Genomic DNA, 25,682 nt, shown 5'->3' on the forward strand with positions numbered 1-25,682 from the left:
CAGGCGGGTATCGCGTGACTGCGAACCTTCGCTCGTTCAAACGAACAAAGTCGCGCGAACGCGGTCGTAGAGTCGGATAGATAATCGGCCGTGGAGAGATCGTTCAGCGGGTGGATGCCATTCCGTCAGTTAATCGTTGCCGAAGGAGATGCAGGATTCGGTTCGGGAACCGAGCCACCGGCCGATTGGAGCAGGCTACCGAGCAACATCATGATACTTAGCGCGAAGAACACGCCGCCGACGGGCGACGTCGGAATCATGAACGACCAGTAGATCGGTGTCGCAGCCGTGCCGAAGAGGACACTCAGTACGCCATAGAACGCGGGTGCACAGCAACAACATGCGGTCGCACCGGACGTCGCGAGCGATCCGGAGAGCATCTTCCTCCCGGCGACCGACCCGCTGTTTGTCCATTGCTGCGTCACGACCGCTACGTTGAGGCCGACGAGACTACCCAGCACTCCCATGACCAAGACCGTTCCAACGGAGATATATCCAGTGAAGGGGATCGACGGAAAGTACCACTCAACGGCTGGCCACACCACGAGTGGACTGGCGACTTCGTACGGGATGACGAACGCCTCCGTCGGGACATTGACACCGTCATCGGGGTTGAAACTCATCGTTCCCCCGGAGAACGCGAAGAAGACGCTCATCAACAGACCCGCCGCGATGCCGAAGAGCTTCGGTTTCGTCTGCAGGCGGATACTCTGGATGATCCCCCGAGCGTCCGACCAGACGATGGCTGTGAGAACGGCGGGAAGCGAGAGAGCGAGGAGGTAACCTAGTGGATTCGTGTATCCCTGATTCGGCATCACCACCGGGTAGGCAATCCAACTTCCGAGTATCACGCACAGGACCGCGTACAGTGGTTTCGTCGGCCACTTGAGTCGCACCGTAGCGAACCCACCTACTGCTAAGAGTGTACTCGCTACGAGGCTCAGTGGCGGATATATATCGACGAGTTTCGGCGGCGTCGTTCCGACAACTTGGAGTTCGACGAGACCGATTCCACTGAAGGCGACCGAGACGACCCCGCCGGCGAGGATGACCGCAGCGGCACGAAACGATACGATACCTCGACGAGCGGAAGCGACTGATCCTGCTATTCCACCGATTCCGACGATCAGTAAGACGAACAGAAGCCAGTGTGGCGTCCCCGCGTGAGTGGTTCCTGAATGTGCTGCAGCGGGTGTAGAGAACGCTCCAACCGCCACGAGAGCGAGACCGAGTGCCGTGATTCATCGATGAAGCATCCGTACCTTAGAGGTCGGTCACACGGCAAAGTGTGTTTTGGTGCGGACGACGAGTACGGGAGACGACGTCAATGGGCGGGTGCTGCGTCCAGCGTCACCTGTCAACTGAGCTCCAGACAAAGAAGGCGGTGGCGGTAAGCGAAAGGAGCGTCCACGCCAGAAGTACGAACGTCGACATGAACGTCTCGACCAACGAGACGTTCGCTGACGCAGTCACCGGAGCGACGGTCAGAGAGAGGACGAGATTCCGGTAGGCCCCGTTGGGACTCAGGAGCGCCAGGGCGGCGCTTGCTTCCCCACCACCTACTCCGAGCCCGACAACGGCGGCAATGTCGAAGCCGAACACGACGACCAAAAATGCGACGAGCGTCGCGACGATGCCGCGGCGCGCGTCTCGTGCGACGGCCGAAATGAGGTGAAAGACGGCCAGCGTGACGGCACCGAGAACGGCCGTCAATACAACGAACCGAAGGTACAGCACCGGTGAGTCCAGACCGGTCGACTGCGGAAGAAACGTCGCAGCGCGACCGAACAGCGGAACGGCGAAGACGAGTACTACGAGCGGGAGCACGATGCTGGCGAGGAGTGCGAGGAGCCGGGCCAGATACACTCCGAGAACGTACTCGCCGCGAGTCACCGGGTACGTCTGGTGGATATCGAGCTCATCGCGTTCGCGTTCGCCCACGATCGCGGGATACCCGAACGCGCCGGCGAACAGCGGAACTAAGAGTTCGACCGGAGTCAAAAGCGAAAGGACGAGAGGAACGTATCCGCTGACACCGCTCGTTAACGCGACGGCGACCACGAGCAGGAAGAATCCCACCGATAGGAGGAGGTAGGTCTTGGTTCGCCAGACTGTCACGAGTTCCCGCCCGAACACCACTCGGATTCGGTCGGCCCACGAGTACGTCACGACTCACCTCGCGTCCCGGTTTGAACTGCCGGTCCGTCCGGAATCGAATCGAGGAATGCGGCCGTCAGCGAGTCGTTTGGTCCAGCGTCAATGAGTTCACGCGGCGTCCCCGCTCGACGAACCGTCCCGCTATCGAGGAGCACGACGTAGTCCGTCCGAGTGGCTCCCGCGAGGTCGTGTGAACTGAGTACGACTGTGGTCTCCTCGCTGGCGATGTCACCGACGATGTCGAAGACGTGCTCTCGCATTCGGGGGTCGAGCCCCGAGGTCGGTTCGTCGAGGACGACCACAGGCGGATCCCCGAGAAGGCTCTGTGCGATGCCGAGCAGTCGACGCATCCCGCCGGACAGTTGTCCGACCCGTCGGTCACGAACGTCGAGGAGGCCGACTTGTTCCATCGACGCTTCCACGTCGACGCTTGCCTTGAGGAGATCACCGTAGTACGTGAGCGTCTCATCGACCGAGAACTGTGTTCGGAAGCGAGGGTCCTGCGGGAGGTATCCGATCGGTCGCTCCGTTTCGATTGGGACTCGACGACTTCCGCCATCGGATCCGAGAACACCGGCAACGACGCGTAACAGCGTCGTTTTTCCCGACCCGTTCGGACCGACGATCGCCGTCACCTCGTCTGTGGCGAATTCCAGAGAGATACCGTCGAGAACGGTCAGATCTCCGAACGAGCGGGTGATGTCTTCCAGCTGTACAATCACCTCTTTACTGTCCTCGGAGCCACGCATACAGGTCCGTCTCTCTGCTGGTGTGAAATGGTTGTCGGCACGCACTGCAACCCTGACGAAGGAGTTTTGACTACCACGTGCATAACTCAAACTGATGCGGACCCGTCTCGCGATTCTCGGGCTTGTGGTCGTCCTCGTAGTTGGTAGCGTCCCGTTTGCTGTTGGAGTCTCCCCGGATCGGAAGGCCGGTGCTGTCGACTTCGAGGACACCGTCAGCGTCGGAATCTCTGAGGGCGTCGTACGAGAAGCCCAGCGGTCGTCGCTCGTGCTTCCGAAAGCCCAAGTCTTCTACTCTCAGTATCGGTACCCCGTCGGCTACTACGGTATCACCTCCCTCCTGACCGACCTGCAGACAGGGTCTGAACGGGGTCTCGGCCGTCCGCTCCAGATTTACGTCACAGACTTCTCCGGTGAACCGATTCAACTCGACTCGGACGGCACGCTTCGACTGTCAAACGCGCGGAAAGCAGGCTGGGTGCGCGCGTCTGAAGCGTTCTTCGTCGTCGGTAGCCGAGCCCGCGTTCCGACGCGTGACTCCGTTGCTGTTCCCTTCTCGACCCGAACCGACGCTGCAGCGTTCGTATCCAAGTACGGCGGACGAGTCGTCCGGTGGGACGACGTACGAACCCGAGAGGAGGATTCAATCGGACACACGACTGAGGAATGGAAACAGATCGTAGACGAACGAGAGGCACGGACAGATTCGACCGTGACCTCACGACGGACGTTACTCGACCGGCCGGTCTCCGTCGTCGTCGGCGAGGACGCGCCGACGCTCACCGCTGCCCTGAGGGATGCCCCGCCGAACACGAGTATCCGCGTCCCGGCCGGAACGTACAACGTCTCCAACGTCACCGTGAGTAAGCCGGTAACGATTCGAGGAGCGGGACAGAACCGAACGCACCTCGTCGGTGACAGGACGGGGACTGTGATGACCATGACGGCGCCGCGAACGGCCGTCGCGAATCTCAGTCTCTCCGGCGTCGGCCCCGCTCGGAGCGGTAACAACGTCACGGCCGGCGCCGTCACCGTCGATAAGACGTCGTGGAACTACAACATGCGAAAGGTCCACGGATACGGCGACGCCGCGGTCGTCTTCGATACCGCGGGAGAATCCTTCGTCTCCCGAGTCCGGATCAACACCACGTCGAACGGGATTATTGCCCGCGACAGTCCAAACGTGACCATCTCGAATCTCACGTTGTACGGCACGAAACGATGGGACGAGGGATTCCTCGGTGTCGCGGCTATCGGTTCGTCGGTCGTGGTGCAGGACTCGGCCTTCTACGGCGGGAAAGTCGGCGTCTTCGCCCTCGACGTGGACGATCTCGTCGTTCGCGACTCGCGGATGGAGGGCATGATGCTCGGTGTGTTCAACCTCTACGGCCGGAATCTGTTGATCAGTAACAACCGAGTCGAAGACACCGGCTACGGTATCTACGTCGAGATGCGGTCCTCGGAGACGGCCGTCGTCGGTAACTCAGTGCGGCGGAGCGGGAACGGCGTTATCGTCGCCGGAACTGAAAACTACGTCTCGGGCAACGTCCTGACGCAGAACCGCGCCGGTCTTCTCGTCGAAGGACACTACTCGCTGTATCGCCGGAACGTCCTCGCGTACAACCGCATCGGACTCAGGAGTCTCACGCTGCTCCCGACGAATACCGTCACGGACAACGACGTGGTGCGAAACGGGAAACCGGTCACGACTTCGGCGTACGATATCGTCCACGTGTGGCGCGGGAACTACTGGTCGAGCGCACCCGGTGTGAGACGAACCCCGAGTGGGAGTCTCGTCCGGTCGTTCCGTCCGACCGGGTCGGTAGACCGCGCTGTCGGTCGCGTACCGTACGCGAACACCGTTGCCCACTCTCCGACGGTAACGGTCTTACGGCAACTCCAGCAGTTCGTCCCAGGACTTCGCAAAGGGGGCGTCGTGGACCCTGCTCCGGCGGCCGACCCGATTCGTGACGACGTCGTGAAGCGAGTCCAGGAGACGTACAATCGAACGGGTAAGAGCGAGGATGACGATTCGTGGGACTATCGTTCGTGATTGTCGGCTAACTGCCGTCAATCAGGAGGTGTTGGTAGGGTCATCGTCATTCCAAGTCGTGAATACTGATTCTCAGCCTTGTTTAGACGCGGTGCAGATTACTCGCTACGGACGTTGTCCGAACAACGAAATCAGATAGAGAGGCGCTCACGAACTGAATCTCTTCACCCAACAGAGCCACTAACCTGCGCCTTCAGTTGCGTCTAAACAAGGCCCTGATTCTCTATTCGGACCGTGAGCTATGAGAATGGCCGTCGGTACTGTCACCGCTTCTCTGTTTGCACCCACGTTCGTCAGTGCGTTGGCCTATAGTAGCGTCTGCAAGTCATCACCCACTTGACCGCACGACAGCGCGCGGTTGGATGAGTAGACAGTTGCAGACGTTACGATAGACCCGGCGCAAGATAGCACTCTGCAATTTACTAGACTTAGGGGAGCTCACCGGTTCCTCCTCTCTTGAGTTGTTCTTGCCTGGGTATACTTTGCTAACCCCTATTCAATTGATAACTGCGTTACATCCACAGGTCTGTAATAACCTGAGTGGATCGATTATTATTCTATAGGCGTTTAACCCCATAGTTATTAATAAATACTGGCGGTAATTCGGGTGCGAGATAATAACCCGTGCCGATCGTCCTATCAATAGAGACAAAGCAGAGAATCACAAACCGTTGAATAGATGCGTACTGATGCTATGTCCGACAGTCGAATGAAGGATATCGCTTCCCGAGTGAAACATGTTCTACTGGCGATTGCCCTCGCTGCTGCGGGATTCCTACTTGGACTCGTTCTTCTCTCGTTTGGTACTGCCTTCTTCGAGATGTTCGGTGTCACGCTCACCGAGCGACCGGCAATTAGGTTGGTCGTCTCAACCATACTGCTCCAGGGCGTTGCGTTTGGGACAGTCGCGCTGTGGTACGTCGCGTTTCGATCGCGAGGCTCTGAACTCCTGCACGTTCGATTCCCGAGCCGGCGAGACATCATTTGGATTATCGGCGGAGGACTCCTATTCGTCGGCGTCTACTTCGGTCTCACAGAGTTCGTCACAGCTGTCGGGCTTCCAATTGCTCAAAATAACGTCGCTATCATCGCGAGCGAAACACCGTCTGTAGTACTGTTACTGGTCCCACTTTCGATTCTCCTCGTTGGGCCCGGTGAAGAGCTGCTGTTCCGCGGTATCGTTCAGGGACTTCTCACTGAGTCGTTCACTGCTCGGTCGGCTATTGTTCTTGCGAGCGCAATCTTCGCTATCAGCCACGCGGGTTCACTAACAGGACGGGGACAGCTGACGTATATGATCGTTGTCTTCGGATTAGCGGTCGTACTCGGCACGTTCTATGAGTTGAGTGGGAATCTGGTAGTTCCAGCGCTCCTTCACGGCGGATACAACGCGGTTCTCTATACGAATCTGTATCTCTCCAGCGCGTGAGAGTACCCACTGATATCGACAACAGCGATGCGGTAGATTCCTAACTCTGATACGGTAACCGAGAAATTCGAACGATTTCGGCCAGTTGCGAACGTTCTTTAGGTAAAAGCCGATACTATGTGTTCTTCTGATTCTCGTTTAATCCTCTATCGACGACTGGCTACGAGCAGTTGTATGAACTGTAGACAAACTATCGCTCCGATTAGAGCTGACCCAATGAGTGGGGCTCTTCCCTCCGTCACCGGGTTACTCACGTAGAAACCAACCAAGGCGATCAGTAGTACGAGCGCTACAACCGATAGTGCGTTCTCGATGGCCATATCGAAAAAAAGGCACTCTTCTACAAATAATCCGCGGATTCCACTGGCAAACAGGCGTTCGTCAGTTTATATCTCCGTTGAACCTCTTCTAGTCGAATGAACACTCATTTTACGCTCCTCTCGAAGCAACACTCGTGAAAGCAAAACACCGTCTCATGTTTGTCCTGTTCGGCATCGTATTGCTATTAGTCCTGGTCGGATTCGTTGTCCGGCTGATATAGCGAAATATGTGTAGGTAGATGAATACACAGTCACAGTTGATACAATAGTATACGACTAGAATTAATAAGGTGACCTGTTCAACTGGTAGCCAGCTTATTATGCCTGTAGTGGAATAATCTCGATAATGGTTGAGCAGCAAAGAGGCGCCTTAATCCGGACCACGTATCTTGAGCGAGAGGTTTGGAGACAGACTGACGACACATCAAGTGATGGTGCGTCAGGATGAGTGAAGATGCAGAAGCAGACTTGGTGAACACTGGATCAAGTCCATGGCCGATGTTTATCGCACTCGGCCTAGCTTTGTCTGAGGTTGGTGTCCTGTTTGCGCTTCGCCCCGTTTCAGTCAGCGGGTTGTTACTATTTGTCGGATCCGTTGCCGGAATCCTTGCAGAATCGGGATACGTCACTCGATCTACTCGATCCATCGGCGCACAGGGAATCGCCCTATTGGTTATCGGGAGCGTATTGATCCTGCGAAATCAGACTGGAATGACTATCCGTGGCCAATCTATCGTTATCGCAGGAGTGCTCTGTTTCGTCCTTTTACTCCTCAGGATTGGGTACCACCGACTTCGTTTCGGAAACACGAACCGGGCTTCTGATGCGTCGGAATCTTCGTCTGACTAATCAGAGATACTGGTCTCGATAAGTAGCACCCGGAATCGTGGGTGGAAGATTTCGTCTGCTACGCCATTTGATAGAACTGGAGGCGAAATACAGTAACGAGAGCAGCGTCAAGTAGGTTGACGCAAAGATGATGCTCACGAACGGAATCGCTGCCACAATCGGTAACCGCTCTCGGTGACGATCTATGCGGCGTTGTTCGTCCCGACTTTGACACCTAAGAGCGAGATTGCAGTGATCGCCGAGAGTCCGAACGATAACGCAGTGACGTATCCGACGGCTGCATAGATGAGTGTGTGGAGTGCTGGGACACGAAATCTAACGTATGAGCGGTCGAAATTCCGGTGTCGGAGATAGAGGAGAGCAACTCCACCGAATCCGCGTCCTGTGTCAAGTACTAATGAAGGAACGATGCTCAGTACGGGAGTGATCTCAAATCCTGCGACACTTAGCACCAATCCAGCGACGAGAATAGGGCTAATCTGATACCAATGCCAACTGCTGCTGACAGGAGTTCCATACCTTTGGCGCTACCTTCTTTTGTTTGCTGTCTAAGACAGTTAACAAAGATGTGAGGCATTTGAATGGATGTGTGAGGATATTTGATTCCCTTTGGCCATATGATGGAACTGGATACAGAGAGCAAGTATTTGTAGCCGGCTCTGTTGAAACCCTCTCGCAGTCTGGCGGTTTGCTGAGAAGTCAGTTTTCCATCGGAACTGTGCAATCCGGGTGGAAGAGTCGCTCTCTGCACTGTCAACACCGAAGGATTTCAACAGAGCCTTTGTAGCCACACTGCATCATCGTTCAAAATAGGTCTCATCGCCAACGGCATGTTTTTCGCACGATTCTCAACAACACCAGTCAGCGCGTATATCGCGGTCTGCCTCCGCTCATTCTGAGACGTGAACGAGCGATGTCTGCAGACGCCCGCTCAGCATTTTGAATGTAGCCGCGAGTCCGGTGCCATACGCAAGGTGGGCAACGAACGCCACTAGAATGTAGCCGACGAGTTCCCACCCGGACTGGCCGCTGTAGAACGCCACGAAAAAGCCCGGCAGCATCACCACAGCGAACACGAGGCCCGTCCTGATAAGGGGTTCTCCCGGCAGGAAGTCCGCGAAGGTGACGAACAGGAGCGCCCACGTGGTCATGCCGCCGCCGAGGAAGATGAGGTAGCCGATCGGCGGATTCCCCTGCACGCCGACGAGCTCAGCCAGTTCAGCGAACGCCGCCAGTTGGAAGACGCCGAGGAGAGACCCGACGTAGAGGACGGCCGACATGAGCATCATGCCGACGAAGCCGGCGACGGCGCCGACGACGACGTCGCGGCCGACGCCCGAGAGATCCTCGAACGCCTTCGGACTGCCCGTATCCGCCTCGTCCTTCTGGTCGCCGACCATCTGGCTCTCCGCGGCGGCCCGCGTTTCCTCAGGCGGGGGGCTGGTGACGCCGTACTTCTCCGCGAGGCGCGCCTCGAACGCCTGCCACTCGCGGGTGAACTGCTGGGTCTTCTTCAGGTCCCATACGTCGGCGTCACGGACGATGTCGCCGAACCACAGCGAATGCAGCATGTTGTACACCCACAAGAGGACACTGAAGCCGATAATATATGCCCCGATAGTAGCCACGTCATTGAGAAATTGGAACTTCGGTGGGTAGGAGGCGAACCGCCGGGGCATCCCAAGGGCGCCAAGTATCAGGAACGCCATGAACGTAACGAACACACCGACGGATGTGAGGACAGCTTGGAGGCGCGCCAGACGTTGGTTGTACATCCGTTCGGTGATGATGGGGAACCAGTAGTAGGAGGCAGCGAACATCTGGAACGGGATGATCGCCATCAGTATCATGTGGAAGTGTCCGACGACGTAGTAGGTATCCTGATACATTACGTCGATGGGGATAGAGGCGAGGAAGACGCCTGTAATTCCCCCGATGACGAACAGGCTGAGCCCCCCGGCGGAGAACAGCATCGGTGCGGTCAACCGGATGTTCCCCTTCCACATCGTCGTTAGCCAGTTGAACACCTTGATGGCGCTGGGGACGGCGATGGCGATGGAGACGATCATGAAGGAAGTGAGAATTCGCGGATCCATCCCCGTTGTGAACATGTGGTGCGCCCAGACGCCGAACGACAGCACCCCGATGGCGAGCGTCGAGTAGACGACGAACTTGAACCCGAATAGCTTCCGCCCCGAGAACTTCGGGAGGATGGTGCTCATCAACCCCGTCGCGGGGAGGAAGATGATGTACACCTCTGGGTGGCCGAAAAACCAGAAGAGGTTTTGATACAGTATTGACCCGCCTGCCTCCACAGCGTAAAAGGAGGTACCGAAGTTGCGGTCAAGGAGCAACATGAGGAGGGCGCTCCCGAGCAGGGGGAACGCAAAGAGGATTATGCCGCTCGTTGTCAGCATCGACCACGTGAAGATATCGAGGTCACCGATGTCGACGTCCTCACCACGTTTCATGAATATAGTGACGATGAAATTTACCGCCCCCATCATCGTCGACAGCCCGCTTAAATGTAATCCAAGTAGCATAAAATCTATCTGTGGATTGGCTAATTGCGTCGACAGCGGGGTGTAGAGTGTCCATCCCGTTGCTGGTGGAGCGAGAGTGTACAAAAGCTGGAGCATTGATCGAGGCAGCCCGAGGCCAAGGATCCGTGCGAGGACTTCGGTGAGGAGGCCACCGCGGACGAGGAGTAACGAGGGAGGGAGGAGCCAGAAGGCGATGGCGTTGATGCGGGGGAACGCCAGGTCGTCGGCGCCGACGAACAACGGAAGGAAGTAGTTGGCCATGCCGAAGAACACCGGGGTGACGAAGAAGAACAGCATCGTCAGCCCATGGGTGGTGAACAGCGCGTTGTACGTCTCTTCGGACCACACGTCGACGGCAGGCGTCAGCAGTTCCGTCCGAATCATCATTGCGTCGACGCCGCCCCACAGGGCCGCCGCAGTCCCGAACACGAGGTACATGAGACCGATGTCCTTGTGGTCGACGGTCGTCATCCACCGGAGAAGGTTCTGTTTCTTCTCGCGTTCCTCCGTCTCTTCACCTTGGACGTGTCCACCGTCCGCGAAAACGATTCGAGAGAAATCTCGGAATGAGCCGTATCGTGCCCGGAGGATCACGACAGAGAGAACGATTACCGCGAGTACGTATGGTATGATGCTCATACGAATTTCCGGAGATCCGACTGTTTGAGTGCGTAGCGCATCTTATCGTTGCGGACGAAGTTTCTGCCATTAAATCTACTCCCTGAACTTGGAGAAATAATTAATCACAAGGATACTACGGAAACGATTCCGTGTGGCCAACCTCCTGAACCGGTGTTCGTCTATGGAGCGCTTGATGCAGCCTCTGAAACATCAGTAATAGATAAACCTCGCAAGACGCTAGCGGACGCTCAGTTGATCCCCGCAAATTATGAAAGCGATCAGTTCGGATCTTGAGGCTCTGAAACCACTTTTCGATCAGGTTTCGGTTAGTATAGTCAATCAACTACCTAATCCTAACCAACAGATCACAAGTCGATAATCAGACTAATCGACGAAAAATACCGTATCTTCGCAGTTCTGGTATTACGATGGAGCCGGTCTAATGCACGTTTAAATAGAAATGTGGCTACAGATTACTAACAAGAGCCATTTTAGTATTATCCCAGGCTATTTAAACTCATAATATGAAGAATACAGGTATCTAATTCTGTAGATTGATAACCTTCTCCACATAAATAACAGAAAACCCAGGTATGAACGTATATTCTACTATTTGTGTTTATTTTGAGAAGTATGAACAATAAAGCTACGGTTTGAGTTCGCTGAATATTAGACTCTAGGGTGCAAACAAGAAAATCTACAGCGACAGCTGACTCATGGGGAGAACTCAAAATCAGCCCTTCACTACATCTTGATTTGCTCACAAACTCCGTTTTATGCTGCTAGTTAGCAACACTCAGTACTAGTCTGACAAAACCACTCTACTAGTTTAAATATTATACATTCAATATATCCATAATTTATTTATCTTCTTCCATTGACCTCGTCGATAGCCGACCTCCTCGGCACCTGTCGAAGACGCAAACAAAGAACTCGCTATGTCACAGGACAGCACTACCCCCAAGATGTTTGAGAACCGTACTGACAGTCAATATACGGCGATAAGCACCGTCTCTAGACAGGCTATTCTCGCCCTTGCGCTGTTGAGCCTGTTTGCTGTCTCCCCTGTCGCAGCGCAGACGGGCGCAGTCTGTAGCGCCGAGAAGCTCCCGAGCATGATTGAGGGATTCTTCCAGCTGACTACCGGGCTCGGAATCGTCGGACTTGCTGTGGTCTGGCAGGCAGACTCACTCATTGAAATGTTCACCCTCAATTCGGAGCAGAAGAAGGGGCTCAAGCGCCACAAGCGCTCGGCGATGAAGTCTGCCGTCATCCTCCTCGTCCTTGGTCCGTTGTACACGGTCGCCGGGTCGATGATGAGTCTTCCACTGGCTGACTGCGTTAATCTCACCCCCTGGTAAGCTACTCCCCAATCCATCACGAAGCCCATGGAACACCGAGAACTCTCCGTGCTCATGGCCACCCTGCTGGCGACGAGCCTCGCTACAGGCCTCGTCACAGCTACCCCACCACGACCGGGAACGGACGACAATGGACTCTCTGAGAACGAATCCGCGACGCTGTGGTCTCGGGACACAGATAACTACACCAGCCAAGAAGCGTACCGCCAACGCTACGGTGACGAGCGAACTGCCATTCACCAGCTCGCAAACGGCAGCGATATCACGTTCAAGCGGCCGCCCGCGACCGCCGCGACGTGGACTCGGAACGACTTCGAGGACCTCGAAGCCGGTGGCTCGGATACGTCTGTTCACCCACCCCACGCGTCGCTCGAAGATGGCGTGTTCATCGCGGATGCCCACGCGACCGTATTCGCGGTGCAGCCATCGACCCATGGCCATCTCGAATCCGGTGAAACCCCACTCTACATCGCACCGAATGGAACGATGAGCGGGTTCGTCGATTACCGCATCCGTGTTCCAAACGGGAGTTCCTCTGAGAACCAGACTATCGAATGGTCGCTCGCAGACCACGAGATCGAGGAGGTTCGATTGCAGAAAGATGGAGAGACTATTGCGAGGACCGATGGGTCGCACACACCCGCTCTCGACTACCAGATCAACGACGACTGGAGCGCGACTCTCTCCCTTGAAGCCGAGATCCACGTCCGACTGAAGAAGACGATAGAGACTGACGGGGTCAACGGAACCGATGTCGAGGTCGTCTACCGAGAGGAGACGCAAAACGTCTCCGACTCGATCGACGTCGAGATTTATGACCTCTCCGCGTACCCCTACGACGCTGAGTATCCCAATGGCGATGCTGGCGTCGCTATCTTCCAGTCCCGCCCGTGGCAAGGGTACACTTTCTCCGACGATGGGAACGCGAGCGTGCGTGGTGTCTGGCGGTTCTACACCGCTCACAACACCAACTGGGATACGCTCGTCAGATCGAATCGAACCGACAGCGCCGAAGTTGAGTCCGATGCGATCCCTGTGTACGTCCACGCGTATCCATCTCGAATCGGACCGCGTGCTGAACCCGTTCGGGACGGCCCGGAGATCATCGACACGTGGGGGACCGAACGGTCCTCCCCATTAGAGAGTATCGGCGAAAACGTCACCATTGAGGTCGTCAACCAGTCCTACGAGACGACGTACGGTGTCGCCGTCCGTGCTGAGAACGTCGACCGAGAGGCGCTCCACGTTGCCGGCATCGTTCGCGGCGTGAACGCATCTATCGTTGAGCCCGACGCCGGGTCCGAGCGGCAGCTTCGACGCAGTAACCTGACGGTTGAGGTTCTCGAGCAGAACCAGTCGCAGGCGACGCTCCGAATCGAACTACGTGACAACGGGACTGGTGCACCGATCATCCTCAATGACGATACCCGTCGGTATCTGATCAGTGGGAGCGCCCGTAGTGGCTACATCACCATCGCTGGTCAGGAGGTCGAGACCAACGCCTCTGGCGTCGCCATCGTAACGGTCACTGAACCGGGTATCTACACGGCCCGCTATCATCCGGGCTCGTGGCTCGGACACAACCCGGCCTACGTGAGTGACACGGCGACCGCTCGGTGGCATCCACTCGGAACCATCGATGGCTGGTTCGACCTCGTCTTCGAGGCCGGCTGGCAGTTCATCCCTTTCTTCGTGATGTTCTACGCGGGACGCCGTCTCCTCCGAATGCTCGGTCCAGCAGACATCTTCCAACGAAACCCATGACCAGAAACAATCCATACATCAGTCGTAGAAACGCCCTCCAAACAGTGGCAGGTGCCGCGCTTGCGAGCGTAGCTGGCTGTCTGAACAATGGCGAAAGCTCCGGAACGCCTGGTGACGGAACAACCTCCCCCGACAGTCAGGGACCGCTCAAACGAGTCGCCGTCGAAGGGCCGGCACTCGTCGTTGAGCTCTCAGTAGAAGCCGACGTCGACCAGGTTAACCTTATCCAGCCGAACGGAGAGCTGTTCGGAACGCGTGACGTGGCTGCAGGGGCCCGGCAGGTCTCGTTCGAGATCGGAACTGCGTACGAACCGGGAGAGTACCGCGTGGTCGCTCTGAAAAGTGAGGAAACAGTAGTGGAGACCTCCCTTTCCATCCAACCGAATCTCAGCATTGTAGAGATGGGTATAGGGCGGAATCAACCAGAAAAGATGTGGGATAGTTCGAGTGACAAGGTAACCAAAGAGGCATTCGTAACTGTCGAAAACCAGGGTAGTGGTCCAGCTGCGATAACGCAGCTCCTCTTCATTGGAGATGTTCCGTATCCGTCAGATGAAGAAGGTACGAACTACGCCGACAACGATGATGTAAGCGGCATTTACGATCCTGAAACGGATACAGAAGTGGATGCTGTAGTCGTAGAACCGGGAGAGAAGCTTACACTGTACAGTTACCGATCACCGTTTGCTTTCATTCGAGGAGAGGGAACGTCGTGTAAGAGCGAAGAACAAGTTGGTGAGTTCGAGGTCGTCTTAGAAACGCGAGTTGGAGCAAATACGGTCTCTAAGACATACAGCATCCAGTACTCTGCATCAGAAGAGTTCGATAACTGTGATACTACAATTAGTGAGGCGTAGCTATGGTTGACCTGATTGATGTCGTCTTAGAGGGATTCAAAGACGTTGTCGACTGGGTGATTGGCCTCTTCATGGAGGGGCTGAACACCGGTTATGAAACCCTCACTGCGGAGATGTTCGGAACACCTACGCCCGAAACAGAAGGAGCGTTTGTCTTCGGTGCCCCAACAAACGGACCCTGGCCAGCAATCCGCGATGCGTTGGTTGGTGGTGAGATAATGCTGATTTCACTGCTTCTTCTGGTAATGTCTGTCCAGGGTCGACACACGATTCGGATTTTCAATATCGGGAGTGCGTATGAGGCAAGACGGACGAAGAAGACCGCGTGGGTTGGAGCGTTTCTCATCATCAGTTGGTACTGGGTGGGCATTCTCGGGCTCTACTTGGTTGACGGATTTACAATCGCCCTCATGCCGAGTCTAAGCTCGTTGGGAGATGCGATGCTTAATTTCCTAAAGGAGTCGCTGACTAACCCAGGACTCAGTTTCCTATTTGCGGTTATGGGGGGCCTCTCGATGTGGGCGCTTGAGGCACTGTACTACATCCGAGAGGTTCTTCTCTACGTCTACGTGTATGGGATGCCAATTGCGTTCGCTCTCGCCTACGGTAATATCCCCGTTCTTTCTGACATCGCTATGGGGTTCTCAAAACGATTTGTGCCTCTTGCAGTCCTTCCGCTTCCAGCAGCAGTCGTATTCAAAGGATACGATCTGCTCTACTCAGAGGGGGCACTTACCCCCAACAGCCCATTTCTGAAGTACCTGGTAGCTGCATCACTACCCCTAATTGCTCTCTATCTCACCTGGAAGACGTTCAAGTACGCGACTCCGCTGACTGCCAAGGTCGTCGGAGGAGCGACGAAAGGAGCAGCACTCATCGGCGGTGTCGCAGCGGGTGCATACGTCGGTGGCGCCGGCGTCGCGACGACTGCTGCTCGGTGGGGACCAAAGGCAGCTGCTGGTCACGCTCTCGCTCAGAAGGCAGCAGCACGAGCAGAGAGCGGTACCGAAGAGAATAGCACGCCGTCGTACCGGCGAACCGAGAACGACCCTGGAATTCACTAACAATGTCAATGGATCAAGACGCAGCCGCACGACGCATCATGGACCAGTTCGGCGAAGAGAGTCGCATCCCCTACCTCAATATCGAGGAGGGGGACGTCGGCGTACTCATCGCCTTCCCGATTATCGGCCTGTTCATCGCAGGTCTCACTGGGATTGAATCACTCGCCCTTCCGTTCGTCGTGGGTGGATTCGGGTTTGGCGTTGCTGTCATCTACGTCTCTCCCAACCACCTCAATGCGTGGACCTGGACGAAGAGCATCTATCGGTACGCCAAGCGTCCGCGAGTCACGTTCAGTGCCCCAGAAGAGCCCGACAGTACCACAAACGAGACTGAACGAAACGACGGTGGGCTCGCGAACTACACACCGTTCAAACCGGACGAGCGAACGCAAGACCTCACGAACGTCAAGCGGGCGTGGCCCGGCGCTGGAGCGATTCAACGGGCAGACGGAACGATGGAGGCCTTCATCGAGATCGACCCCGGGAACATGGACTTCGCCATGTCCGATGACTGGGCACAGCTCCAAGAGGCGGGCGAAGAGTTCGCCAACAAGGAACTTGACTCGAAGCTCAAGTTCCATGCGACAACTCGGTCATTCCCAGTGGAACAGATTACAGAGACGATCGAAGAACGACTCAACGACGAGGACGTCACACAGAATCCGATCTTCCGAGAACTCCTCGAGGAGTACCGAGAGACACGACCCAAGGAGATGCGTGATCGAGGAATTCAGCAGGTACGATACTACCTCGGTGTCGAGGTCTCCCCGCTAGAGGTTTACGACCGATTCCGAGACGAAGGGACGCCCGCCGAGAAACTGACGCAGTTCCCCGTCATCGGATTCCTATTCAACCCGTTCGTGACGCGGCGTGAGGACCTGACGGATGTTGAGCGGCGGGCTCAGATGTTCGAGAAACTGGACAGCCGCGTCAACGATGTTCGCGCCGAATTCATCCAACAGGCGTCCGGGTGGTCCGCTCGCCGGCTCAGTACGGTCGAACTGTTCGTCCTGAACATGGACTTCTGGAACGGGCGAGAGCACGACGCCGAGGAGGCAGAGCACGCTGTTCGCGAGCAACCGATCATCGGTCGCTCACGCCGGGAGGATGAGGTCAATGCGTAACGTCATCCTGCAGGCGAGTGGCGGTATCCTCGGCCAACTCACAGAGTGGCTTCTGAACCCGACGTCGCCCGAAGGCGCGGCGATTTTCGCCATACTGGTCGTTACCCTCGGGGCCAGTGGCAAACGTCTCTGGGACCGCCACACCGCCGACAGCGAACCGGAAGTCGACTTTTCGGATGTCCTCGACGAGAAGACGCTCGAAGAGGGTCACGCAGAGGGCCAGCTCCTCGACGACATTTCCGAGTCCCACAAGACAGTGATTTCGCCGGCAGCCATCGAGTGGGAGACACGAGCGGCTCACGTCGGCGAGCAGTGGACAACGACGCTGTACATCGCTGACTACGCCGATTACCCGAATGACGGCTATCTAAGCGACCTCTTCGAGTTGACAGACGTCGAGTTCGACCTCACAGCGCACATCACCCCGAAGAACCAGCAGCGAGCGCGGAACGAGCTGCAAGACATCGCTGATGACCTCCAAGTCGATGCCGACCTCGAACAGAGCGTCCGCAGTGCGTACCTCCAAGAGCGGGCAAACGAAGCTGCTGCGACGTACAAGGCCGTCGAGAGCGGCGCGAACGTCTTCGACCAAGGGATGTTCATCACGGTTCGTGACGACAACAAAGATGACCTCCGAGACTCCGTCCAGAAGGTCAAGAGTGCGCTCCGCGATGACCCGGCGAACCTCACGCCGAAGACTGCAATCTGTCGGCAGGACCTCGCGCTCCAGTCCGCTGCCCCGATTGGAGACAACAAGTTTGGCCGCGAGTCCATCGCCCTCGGTGGTGCCATCGGTGCACTGCTCTCGTCGCCGCACAACGCGACAATCCTCGAAGAGGGTGGTGTCGAGTTCGGTATCCACAAGGACAACCAGAGTCCTGTCGTCATCGACCCGTTCGACCGTGACAACGGGTACGCGATGTTCACCGTCGGCGATACTGGCTCCGGGAAGTCGTTCGGCTCGAAACAGAACTTCATCCGCTCGATCGAACAGAGCAAGGACCGCATCGGTATCATCCTCGAACCGCTCAACAACTGGGCGGGCGTCTCTGAAGCGCTCGATGCGAAACGCATCACCGTCGGTGGGACGCTTGGGCTGAATCCCTTAGAGATTCGCCAGACGCCCGACCACGTCCAGCGGGCGATGGGTGAGGATGCGAGTCCGTTCAACGAGAAACTCGACGACGCGATGAGCTTCCTCACGAACTTCTTCGCACTGCGTGGTATCTCGCTCGGGGATCGTCGGACGACGCTCGAACTCGGACTCAAACGCGCCTACATGCGTAATAGTATCTCCGACGACATCTCGACGCACAGTAACCCAAGCCCGACGATTCGGGAGATGATGGACGTCTTCGAGGATATGATCGACGAACCGGAGGAGTTCGTCGTCCGGTCCGACGAGGAGGCCGGAAAAATCCGCGAGGACGCAACCTGGCTGCTGGACCAACTGCGCCCCTTCGAGGAAGAGGGTCGCCACGCCAATCTTGGGAAGTCCTCCGAGTTCGACATTCGCGACGAGAAGGTCATCTACCTCGACCTTGCGCAGCAGGAAGGCAGTGTCGACAGCAGTACGGCGCTGACGATGCAGTTACTCATCTCGCTGGTGTACGAGCGAGCGAAGGAGACGGACAAGGAAGTCGTGTTTGTCATCGACGAGGCGCGCTATATCATGCAGGACGCCGCGAGTCTGGCGTTCCTTGAAACGGTGTTCCGTCACCACCGTCACCACGACCTCTCGATTCGCCTCGTCACCCAGACGGTCGATGAGTTCTTCGAGCACGCCGAATCAGAGGCAATCCTCGATCAGTGTGCAGTCAAGCAGTTCCATCGCCTGGATGGGATGGACGAAGAGTGGGCCGAGGAGTTCGGTCTGAATTATGCACAGATGCGCTACGTACAGGATGCGGTGCCCGGCAACGAGGACGCCGGGTTCTCTGAGGCGCTCGTCGGTGTCGACGGCGAGTGGCGTGGGATCAAGGTGCAGGCAATGTCCAAGGAAAAGCAAGTCATCGATTTCGATCCAGCCGAACAGACACGAGAAACACTTCCTGGTGCTGACGAGGAGGCCGCCACTACTGACGTGCAGCAGTTCCGTGAGGAGCTCGAACAGCAGGCCACGAACGGAGAGTCACAGTCGGTCACTGCGAAACCTGATGGTGGATCGGTGGAGGTGGACGAGGATGCGTGAGTATCTCCGCGTCACGCCGACGTCCGAACAGCTCGATTCTGCGGGAATCTCGCGTGTTCTCGCTAGTCTTCACAAGCTCACGAATACTGGATCGGAAAGCCTCACAGAGAAGCTGAACCCGTTCCACAGTGAAACACCGCCCCGGTTCGAGTTTCTTGCCCTAAGCGATGGACCGGACGAGCCAGTCGAGTTCTACTACGGCGTCGGCGAGAACCTCGACACTTTCGAGAAGCGTCTCCGTTCGATCTATCCCGAGACGTTCGATATCGAACGCGTTGACGTCGACGTCGCCTCACGGCTCATCCAGCCAGTCGAGTTCACACGATCGGAGTTCATCGACCACTACGAAGCAGGGCAACTACAGTACGAATTTGGTCCCGAGGAGCAGCACGCTCTCGACGGCGAGGGCCAGACAGAAACGTCGGAAACGTCCCCCCTCTCTACTGGCGATGCAACGGCCCAGAGAGCTACAAATCATCTCATCGAGATAGGGAACACCGCACTCGAACTCGCACCACCGAGTGCAGTTCCCGAAGACGGGCCACTGACGACACTCGAAAAACCAACCGAGACGACGGAGGGAACGATACTGGCTCGACCAACTATCGACGCCGTCTCGCCAGTTGGCGTGCGCTGGTCCGGTTCAGCCACCCGGAAGAAGGACTGGATGACGTCGCTGACGCCCTTCGCATCCAGTGATGACGACGACGCAGTAACTGCTGTCGACCAGCCCGGCTCGGCGCTGGCCTCACTCGTCGACTATCTGATGGAGACAGCGTCGCCTGTGGCGTTCCAAGTTGTGTTCGAACGGCGGGCACCCTGGCAGGCCGACGCTGAACTTCGCAGAGAGGACCTTCTCGATGGACGGGATACCTTCATCCAAGAACTCATTGGCTCATTCTTCGCGGTCGAAGAGCGACAGAACGGTCGCGAGGAGAGACAGTTCCCCGAATCAGTCGCAAAGCGGATCGAATACATCGACGCGAAGAACCACAACCGGTCGTTTACCGCAAACATTCGAGCAGTGGGCGTCCCAGTTGACAGTGCATCCCGTGACGAGCTTGCAGCTCAGATGGACTCCCTTCGGCCCGTGTTCGACCCGATCGACGGTCCCTATTACGAAGTCACTGGCAAACGACTCCGTGCTGAGGGCTTTCGAGAACAGACGAAGGAGAAGAACGCTCGAACGGCCCTTCAGCAGCTACTCGATCGAGAGATTGCGGTCGGTCGAGGCAAGACCCGACCGGATTTCGTCCTCAGTGGGGCGGAACTCGCGAACTTCGTCTTGGTTCCTTCCTCCGAGCAACTCACAGTAGAAGGAACACGCGGGACTCGCGCTGAACAGCAGAGCCGGAATCCGCTTCCGTGGCCGAATCCAGACCTTATTCAACAGTTCCAACAGGGGATGGCGGTCGGGTATGCACTCGATGAGAATGGGTCTCCCCAACCGGACCCGATCCGGATTCCGCCGAATCTCTTGACAACGCACTACGGCCGGTTCGCATCGACCGGCGGCGGGAAATCGAAGGCGATTATCAACGACGCGTTGTCTCTGCGAGAGACAACAGGTGGGCCCGTCGTCATCGTCGATCGGAAAGGCGACGGGATGTGTGCGAACTACCTTCGCTGCCACTACGAGCACTTCAGTGGGTTGGACGACGTCTACCAGTTCCGCGTTCCAGAGACGCTCCCTGCGTTCTCTTTCTTCGATATTCGGCCTGCGCTCGAAGCAGGACGAAACCGCGAAGACGCGATTCAGGATAAGGTCGACCATTTCCACGATATCATGGGGATGGTGATGGGACGCGAGATGTACGGACAAGCGTTCGTCGCCAACGAAATCCTCAGCTACCTCATCAAGGCGCTCTTCGATGAGGAGTATGGGAGCAATGTCTTCGGGCTTGACGACCTCTTCGCGGCAGCACTCCAGATGCAACGTGAGCGAACAATCCCACCGGTTTCGGCAGACAATACAAACGTCGAGGAGTCACTCACGCGGCATTTCTCGAAGGACGACCACCAGTTCCAGGTGTCGATGGACGCGGTCGGCAACCGCCTCGATAAACTCAGAGAAGACACGCACTTGCGACGGATCTTCAGTCACGTCCCGGAACAGGACGAGACCGGAGAGTACGTCGACAACCGATTCGACTTCCGCGAGTTCCTCGACGAAGACATCACAATTCTGTTCGATCTCGGTGATCTCCGTCCGGAAGCCCAGCGGGCCATCACACTTCTGCTCTTGAGTAACCTCTGGGATGCGGTGCAGGTGCGTCGACGTGACGGGCAAACGGACTACGAGAAGCTCACGAACCTCATCATTGAGGAGGCGGCACCCATCGCCGCCACGAAACTCGTTTCCGAACAGTTGCTTCCCCAAGGTCGGTCCTTCGGCCTAAGTATGGGGCTGGTGATGCAGTTCCCCGGACAGGTTCGGAATCGAAGCGAACGGGCCTACGACGAAGTCCTCAACAACATCAAGACGAAGCTCATCGGGAATATTTCCATCGAGCGCGACCTCGCTGAGTCGTTGGCCCACGAAGACTTGAGCCCGACTGACCTCCGCAATCGGATCAACACGCTCCCCAGCGGGGAGTGGATTGCGCAACTCCCGAGTCCCTCATTCGGGGAGACGGGCCCAGCCCCGTTCTCGGTGAAGCCACTGCCGATCGCACCGGGGCATCCAGAAAGCGACGAGCCGTTTTCTGTCGAGCAGGCGGACCACTTCGAGACCGTGGCCCTTCCGCGACTGTCGGAGCGAACACAGGCCCAGTACGGGCTTGCTGAGACCACCAACGAATCGGAGACAGCCGACGACAGCTGGGGGAGTAGAGCGAACGATGAAGGCCCGACATTCGTAGACTCAACTAGCCCAGTGGAATCGACGCAGTCGTCGTTCCTCCGACAGGCAACCAATGGTTCAGCAAGCGACGAAGAGAAGAAAGAGAAAGACGCGGACACCACTCCCTCGCTGTCTGGAGATTCCGAGGTAACTGCGTCGGAAGAACCAGTCGGTGAAGAAGAGGAGACTGCCGTCGAGGAGAATGGATCGTCACCGGTACAGGCAGGTGGTGTAACCGTCTCAGATGACGAACTCCAGCGGCACGGGCTCACCCACGACGACGTCCGATTCTTGACCCGCATCCTTGACGTGATGAATGGTGACGCCTCAAATCACAGACTCTTGGATTCAATGAATTCGTTCAAGAGCGACTTTGAGGATCTGGATGTGCAACGTCTCGTCGAGAAAGACCTGCTAGAGGAAGGGCGAGCCTGCGGTCGGAAATACTACACAGTCCTCCCGGCAGGGCGTGAGCTGCTCGGGCAGAAACTCAAGGTCGGTCCTAATCAGGGAGATATCGGTGAGAAGACGCCGCACAAAGTTGGTGTGAAGCTACTCGAACTGTGGTTAGATTCCCGCGACGACGTCACACAGGTCGAACCCTACTACGAGTACGATGAAGAGACGGTGTTCGACGTCGCCGGCCTCGATGCTGACGGGGAACTCGTGTGGGTCGGTGAAGCCGAACTTGCGAGTAATAACAAACACGCGCCGGTTGACGACTACGACAAGCAGAGTGCGGTGGATGCGAACGCTATATGGGTGTTCAACAGACGCGAGACAGCCGTCGAGGTGTTGGACCGTCTTGCAGAAGCCGACCGAATAGAACACAGTGTGAGCGGGCGTGCAGCCCGTCGATTCTCGGATATTCGGGAGGCCGCTGAATCGTTCGACGCAGCTGGGCTGACGACGATCCGGAGTTTCCACAAACTCGACCAGGAGTTCAATTCATGAGTTGGCGCCAAGCTACGCGCGAGGAGATCTACAGGTACTACATAGAAGAGTTCCCCTCGTACATCGACGAACTCCCACCGTTCATCACAGCAAAGGGGCCGAAGCAGTACGCACTCGCGTTTCGAGACCCTCACCCGGTACGGAAAGACGGAGTCCCAGACAAGGACTTCATCCGACGAGATACGTGGCAAACGAACGTCTCAGGTGAACGGACCTCGGCGGCATTCCACGAGTTCAACGACGTCCTCGAGTTCCTCTGCCATCCAGCACGGAACGATCCACTCGGACGGAGCAACTTCGCACTCGCCGACCCCGATCTGCTCGACAAACCAGACCCGCGTCCTGATGCAGTCTACTACGCTCTCGATCACTGGGAACGGCCGTGGGTGCTCCTCGTCGATATCGACGCGAAAACGATCGCTCGAGAGCGAGCAACACGAGCAGTACCTGACAGAGATGGTACGGGAGACAGCGAGGTGCTGCTCGATACCGCGGGCATTTTCGAAGCGGACCCGGTAGGCTACCCGTATTCCTTCGAGGATGTTGAACGGGCTATCGAGTACGGCTTCGAGCTACGAGATATCTTCGAGGACGACTTCAACGCCGAGGAGACGGTAGTGGTGTACAGCGGCCAAGGCGTTCACGTTTATGTCCTCGATACGGGCCCTGCCCATCGGTACGACGCGAAGAGCCGAGAAGTGCTGAACGACCTTCTGCAAGACACCTACGAGATTCCCATCGACCCAGTAGTTACCGCCGACCGACGTCGAGTCACCCGACTCCCCTACTCGTTGCACGCTGACGTCTGCAGTATCGTCACGCCGATAGAGAGTCCAAACTTCGACGTTCGGTCTGCAACACCGGAGATCATCCAGTCATGAGTCAGTCAACCCCTGTCGAGGACGAGCGTACCGCCTACCGCGTTGCGACGCTCCCGCTTGAATACGGCACGACACGCATTAACCAACTGTTCACGCGAGGCTACAATCGCTACATCGTCGACGGCGAAGATCAACCGGAAGATCTGTTGAACGATCTCGAGCGGTTCGGGACGGCGGCGTTCAAAGAAGACGTCAGGGCCAACGCCGCAGAGGAGCCCTTCGTCGACGAACCCGGAACGCTCGCCGTCCTTGCGACGTTGAACGCAATCTGCGTGAAATCACACCCAAAGTTCGAACACGTTCCACCGCGAAAGGTACAGGTCCTCTACGATATTCGCGAACTCTACGTCAACAATCTCGCCTCTCTCCTTCGAGAATTCGGTGATGGGAGTCTCCAACAGGATATCGCGGAGGTGCTGTACGCGAAAGACCCCGGAGAGGACGGACCACACCCCGGTCGCGTTTGTACTGGAATCAAAGAGATGCCCGAATTCAGTGACGGGTTGTATCTCGAAATTCCGATGGCTGCAGCGTCGAGGGATTGCCTCGTTCACGCCGATACTGAGACAGGCGAATCCGGAGAACTGCTCACTCGTGTCAAGAACAACCATCTCTATGTGCCGGCTGGTGATTTCGATACGAAGTATCGCGAGTATGCCAGACGTGCGTTCAAGAAGCTCCTGCGAGTCCAAGAGGAGAACCTCTCAGAAGACCAGCTCACGTGGCTGACGACGAATGAGTCGGCCATCACAGAGCGCATCGACCGCTTCATCGAGACGGGACACCACGAACGGATCTGGCAAGACTGGAACCCCGGTGAACGGACCATCCGTGTGCTTCGGGATGCGATTCGAGACGCTCCAGACGAGGTTGTCTCACTGGGAGAGTTCCACTCGGCGAAGGAGCTGTTTGAAGCGGTGGAGGCATACGACTCGGAAGCGAGCTGGAAGCGAGACGTCTGTAATCGGATTTCGAGTCCACGGAGCCTCGGGAACCTTCTCGCATCCCAGCGTGACCACCGAAGTTTGACTATCCGGCAGCACGGAAATACGAACCACTATCGGGTTCAGGAGTCTTCGCGTGGCGTCCAGCCCCTCGATGTCGAGTCAATCGAGGATCTGTTCGAACTCCCCTGTATGGCGAATATGGCCGAACGTCTCCACGAGAAGAAGCCAGTCCGAAAGGACCTGTACAACTTCGCCCGGATGGTGATGTGGCTGCCACAGTATCAGAACAGCGACCTCGAGACGATTGTCGCAGACCTCAAGGACGTCTTCTCACGGTGGCCGTGGTACGATGAACAGGTTACCGATTACCAGATTCGCTACGAGTTCTCGAACACGATTGGAGGCGACACCCCGCTTCCGATGAACTGCGACAACGATGATATGCAGCGGTACTGCATCGGTCAGGACCAGTGTCCGTATTCGATTTGGGGGAGCCTCCCCTTCCCGGATGAGATGTACGATCGACTACGTGAAGCCGAGGGTAAGGAAAACGAGTTCTAACGCAGACAGTCGGTTGTCAGGAATCATACCATTATTCAGAAGATGGGAGTGTGACGGATATTAAAATCTCGTCATCCACTTTTCAGGCCTTGTATCGACCAATTTGGACAAAATCGGATGAGTCACTAGGAGCAACATCACGTAGCCCATCATTTGCCGTCAGTCAGTTATGCCCAGTTTCAATTACACTGCGAATCAGATTCTCTCGAATTCAAGGGTTTCACCACTTCGTCAAGCACAATTTCACCCAATCACTGTATCGTAGAACTCGTCGAGGACATCAATAGCGTCTGAGAACTGCCCGACGGCCTTCTTGCTGAATTTAAGCCCGTTTCATCCCATTCTGTACCTCCAGAATTGTCCAAAGGAAGGCTAGGGTACAGCGGTGCAAGCGCCGCTGGCTCTCTCGGGCCGAAGG

The 25,682-nt window shown here is 56.7% G+C and carries 17 protein-coding genes and 2 pseudogenes; 13 read left to right on the plus strand and 6 right to left on the minus strand.

What is annotated here, in order from left to right; genetic code table 11:
* Positions 1-125: 125 nt before the first annotated feature.
* From NDI79_RS20965 to NDI79_RS20980, 4 genes are all read right to left on the minus strand, one after another.
* Positions 126-1,217: a hypothetical protein gene (locus NDI79_RS20965; RefSeq protein ID WP_310930637.1), complete on the minus strand. Its 1,092-nt coding sequence runs from the start codon at positions 1,215-1,217 to the stop codon at positions 126-128.
* Positions 1,218-1,350: 133 nt separating this feature from the next.
* The gene (locus NDI79_RS20970) at positions 1,351-2,169 is read right to left on the minus strand and encodes an ABC transporter permease (RefSeq protein ID WP_310930638.1); all 819 of its coding nucleotides are present in this window, start codon (positions 2,167-2,169) and stop codon (positions 1,351-1,353) included.
* Positions 2,166-2,906 (minus strand): ABC transporter ATP-binding protein, encoded by a 741-nt coding sequence (locus tag NDI79_RS20975; RefSeq protein WP_310930639.1) that lies wholly within the window; start codon positions 2,904-2,906, stop codon positions 2,166-2,168. Before NDI79_RS20975 ends, NDI79_RS20970 begins: the two co-directional genes overlap by 4 nt.
* Positions 2,907-2,976: 70 nt before the next feature.
* A complete protein-coding gene (locus tag NDI79_RS20980; RefSeq protein ID WP_310926342.1) occupies positions 2,977-3,330 on the minus strand; it encodes a hypothetical protein in 354 nt (117 codons plus the stop codon).
* Here NDI79_RS20980 and NDI79_RS23670 point away from each other — a divergent pair.
* The 4 genes and pseudogenes from NDI79_RS23670 to NDI79_RS20995 all read left to right on the plus strand — a co-directional run.
* Positions 3,232-3,474 (plus strand): annotated as a pseudogene (locus NDI79_RS23670) (NosD domain-containing protein); the annotation flags it as partial. The gene NDI79_RS20980 and the pseudogene NDI79_RS23670 overlap by 99 nt on opposite strands.
* Positions 3,475-3,615: 141 nt before the next feature.
* Positions 3,616-4,956, plus strand: a complete 1,341-nt coding sequence (locus tag NDI79_RS20985) for a right-handed parallel beta-helix repeat-containing protein (RefSeq protein WP_310930640.1) — start codon at positions 3,616-3,618, stop codon at positions 4,954-4,956.
* 709 nt (positions 4,957-5,665) lie between these two features.
* The gene (locus NDI79_RS20990) at positions 5,666-6,385 is read left to right on the plus strand and encodes a CPBP family intramembrane glutamic endopeptidase (RefSeq protein WP_310930641.1); all 720 of its coding nucleotides are present in this window, start codon (positions 5,666-5,668) and stop codon (positions 6,383-6,385) included.
* Positions 6,386-7,149: 764 nt separating this feature from the next.
* Positions 7,150-7,554, plus strand: coding sequence for a DUF7541 family protein (locus NDI79_RS20995; protein ID WP_310930642.1), 405 nt, complete (start codon positions 7,150-7,152; stop codon positions 7,552-7,554).
* Positions 7,555-8,444: 890 nt separating this feature from the next.
* Here the strand turns inward: NDI79_RS20995 and NDI79_RS21000 are convergent.
* Together NDI79_RS21000 and NDI79_RS23675 are read right to left on the minus strand one after the other, a co-directional pair.
* Entirely contained in the window at positions 8,445-10,736 is a 2,292-nt protein-coding gene (locus tag NDI79_RS21000) for a DUF6789 family protein (protein WP_310930643.1), read from the minus strand.
* Positions 10,737-10,983: 247 nt separating this feature from the next.
* A pseudogene (locus NDI79_RS23675) lies at positions 10,984-11,055 on the minus strand (IS6 family transposase); the annotation flags it as partial.
* Between the two features lie 601 nt (positions 11,056-11,656).
* Here NDI79_RS23675 and NDI79_RS21005 point away from each other — a divergent pair.
* The 9 genes from NDI79_RS21005 to NDI79_RS21045 are packed head-to-tail and all read left to right on the plus strand — an operon-like array spanning position 11,657 to position 25,264.
* Complete coding sequence (locus tag NDI79_RS21005) at positions 11,657-12,079, plus strand: DUF7985 family protein (RefSeq protein WP_310930644.1); 423 nt, start codon at positions 11,657-11,659, stop codon at positions 12,077-12,079.
* Positions 12,080-12,106: 27 nt separating this feature from the next.
* Entirely contained in the window at positions 12,107-13,843 is a 1,737-nt protein-coding gene (locus tag NDI79_RS21010; RefSeq protein ID WP_310930645.1) for a DUF8186 domain-containing protein, read from the plus strand.
* Positions 13,840-14,700, plus strand: coding sequence for a hypothetical protein (locus tag NDI79_RS21015; protein ID WP_310930646.1), 861 nt, complete (start codon positions 13,840-13,842; stop codon positions 14,698-14,700). The genes NDI79_RS21010 and NDI79_RS21015 overlap by 4 nt, the downstream gene beginning before the upstream one ends.
* 2 nt (positions 14,701-14,702) lie before the next feature.
* Entirely contained in the window at positions 14,703-15,764 is a 1,062-nt protein-coding gene (locus NDI79_RS21020) for a TrbL/VirB6 family protein (protein WP_310930647.1), read from the plus strand.
* Between the two features lie 2 nt (positions 15,765-15,766).
* The gene (locus tag NDI79_RS21025) at positions 15,767-16,888 is read left to right on the plus strand and encodes a TraC-like domain-containing protein (protein WP_310930648.1); all 1,122 of its coding nucleotides are present in this window, start codon (positions 15,767-15,769) and stop codon (positions 16,886-16,888) included.
* Positions 16,881-19,079, plus strand: a complete 2,199-nt coding sequence (locus tag NDI79_RS21030; RefSeq protein WP_310930649.1) for a VirB4 family type IV secretion system protein — start codon at positions 16,881-16,883, stop codon at positions 19,077-19,079. The genes NDI79_RS21025 and NDI79_RS21030 overlap by 8 nt, the downstream gene beginning before the upstream one ends.
* Entirely contained in the window at positions 19,072-22,875 is a 3,804-nt protein-coding gene (locus NDI79_RS21035) for an ATP-binding protein (protein ID WP_310930650.1), read from the plus strand. The genes NDI79_RS21030 and NDI79_RS21035 overlap by 8 nt, the downstream gene beginning before the upstream one ends.
* Positions 22,872-23,756 (plus strand): bifunctional DNA primase/polymerase, encoded by an 885-nt coding sequence (locus NDI79_RS21040; RefSeq protein WP_310930651.1) that lies wholly within the window; start codon positions 22,872-22,874, stop codon positions 23,754-23,756. Before NDI79_RS21035 ends, NDI79_RS21040 begins: the two co-directional genes overlap by 4 nt.
* The gene (locus NDI79_RS21045; RefSeq protein ID WP_310930652.1) at positions 23,753-25,264 is read left to right on the plus strand and encodes a primase-associated protein; all 1,512 of its coding nucleotides are present in this window, start codon (positions 23,753-23,755) and stop codon (positions 25,262-25,264) included. Before NDI79_RS21040 ends, NDI79_RS21045 begins: the two co-directional genes overlap by 4 nt.
* Positions 25,265-25,682 lie beyond the last annotated feature (418 nt).

This window comes from Halogeometricum sp. S3BR5-2, from assembly GCF_031624635.1.
GTDB lineage: Archaea > Halobacteriota > Halobacteria > Halobacteriales > Haloferacaceae > Halogeometricum > Halogeometricum luteum.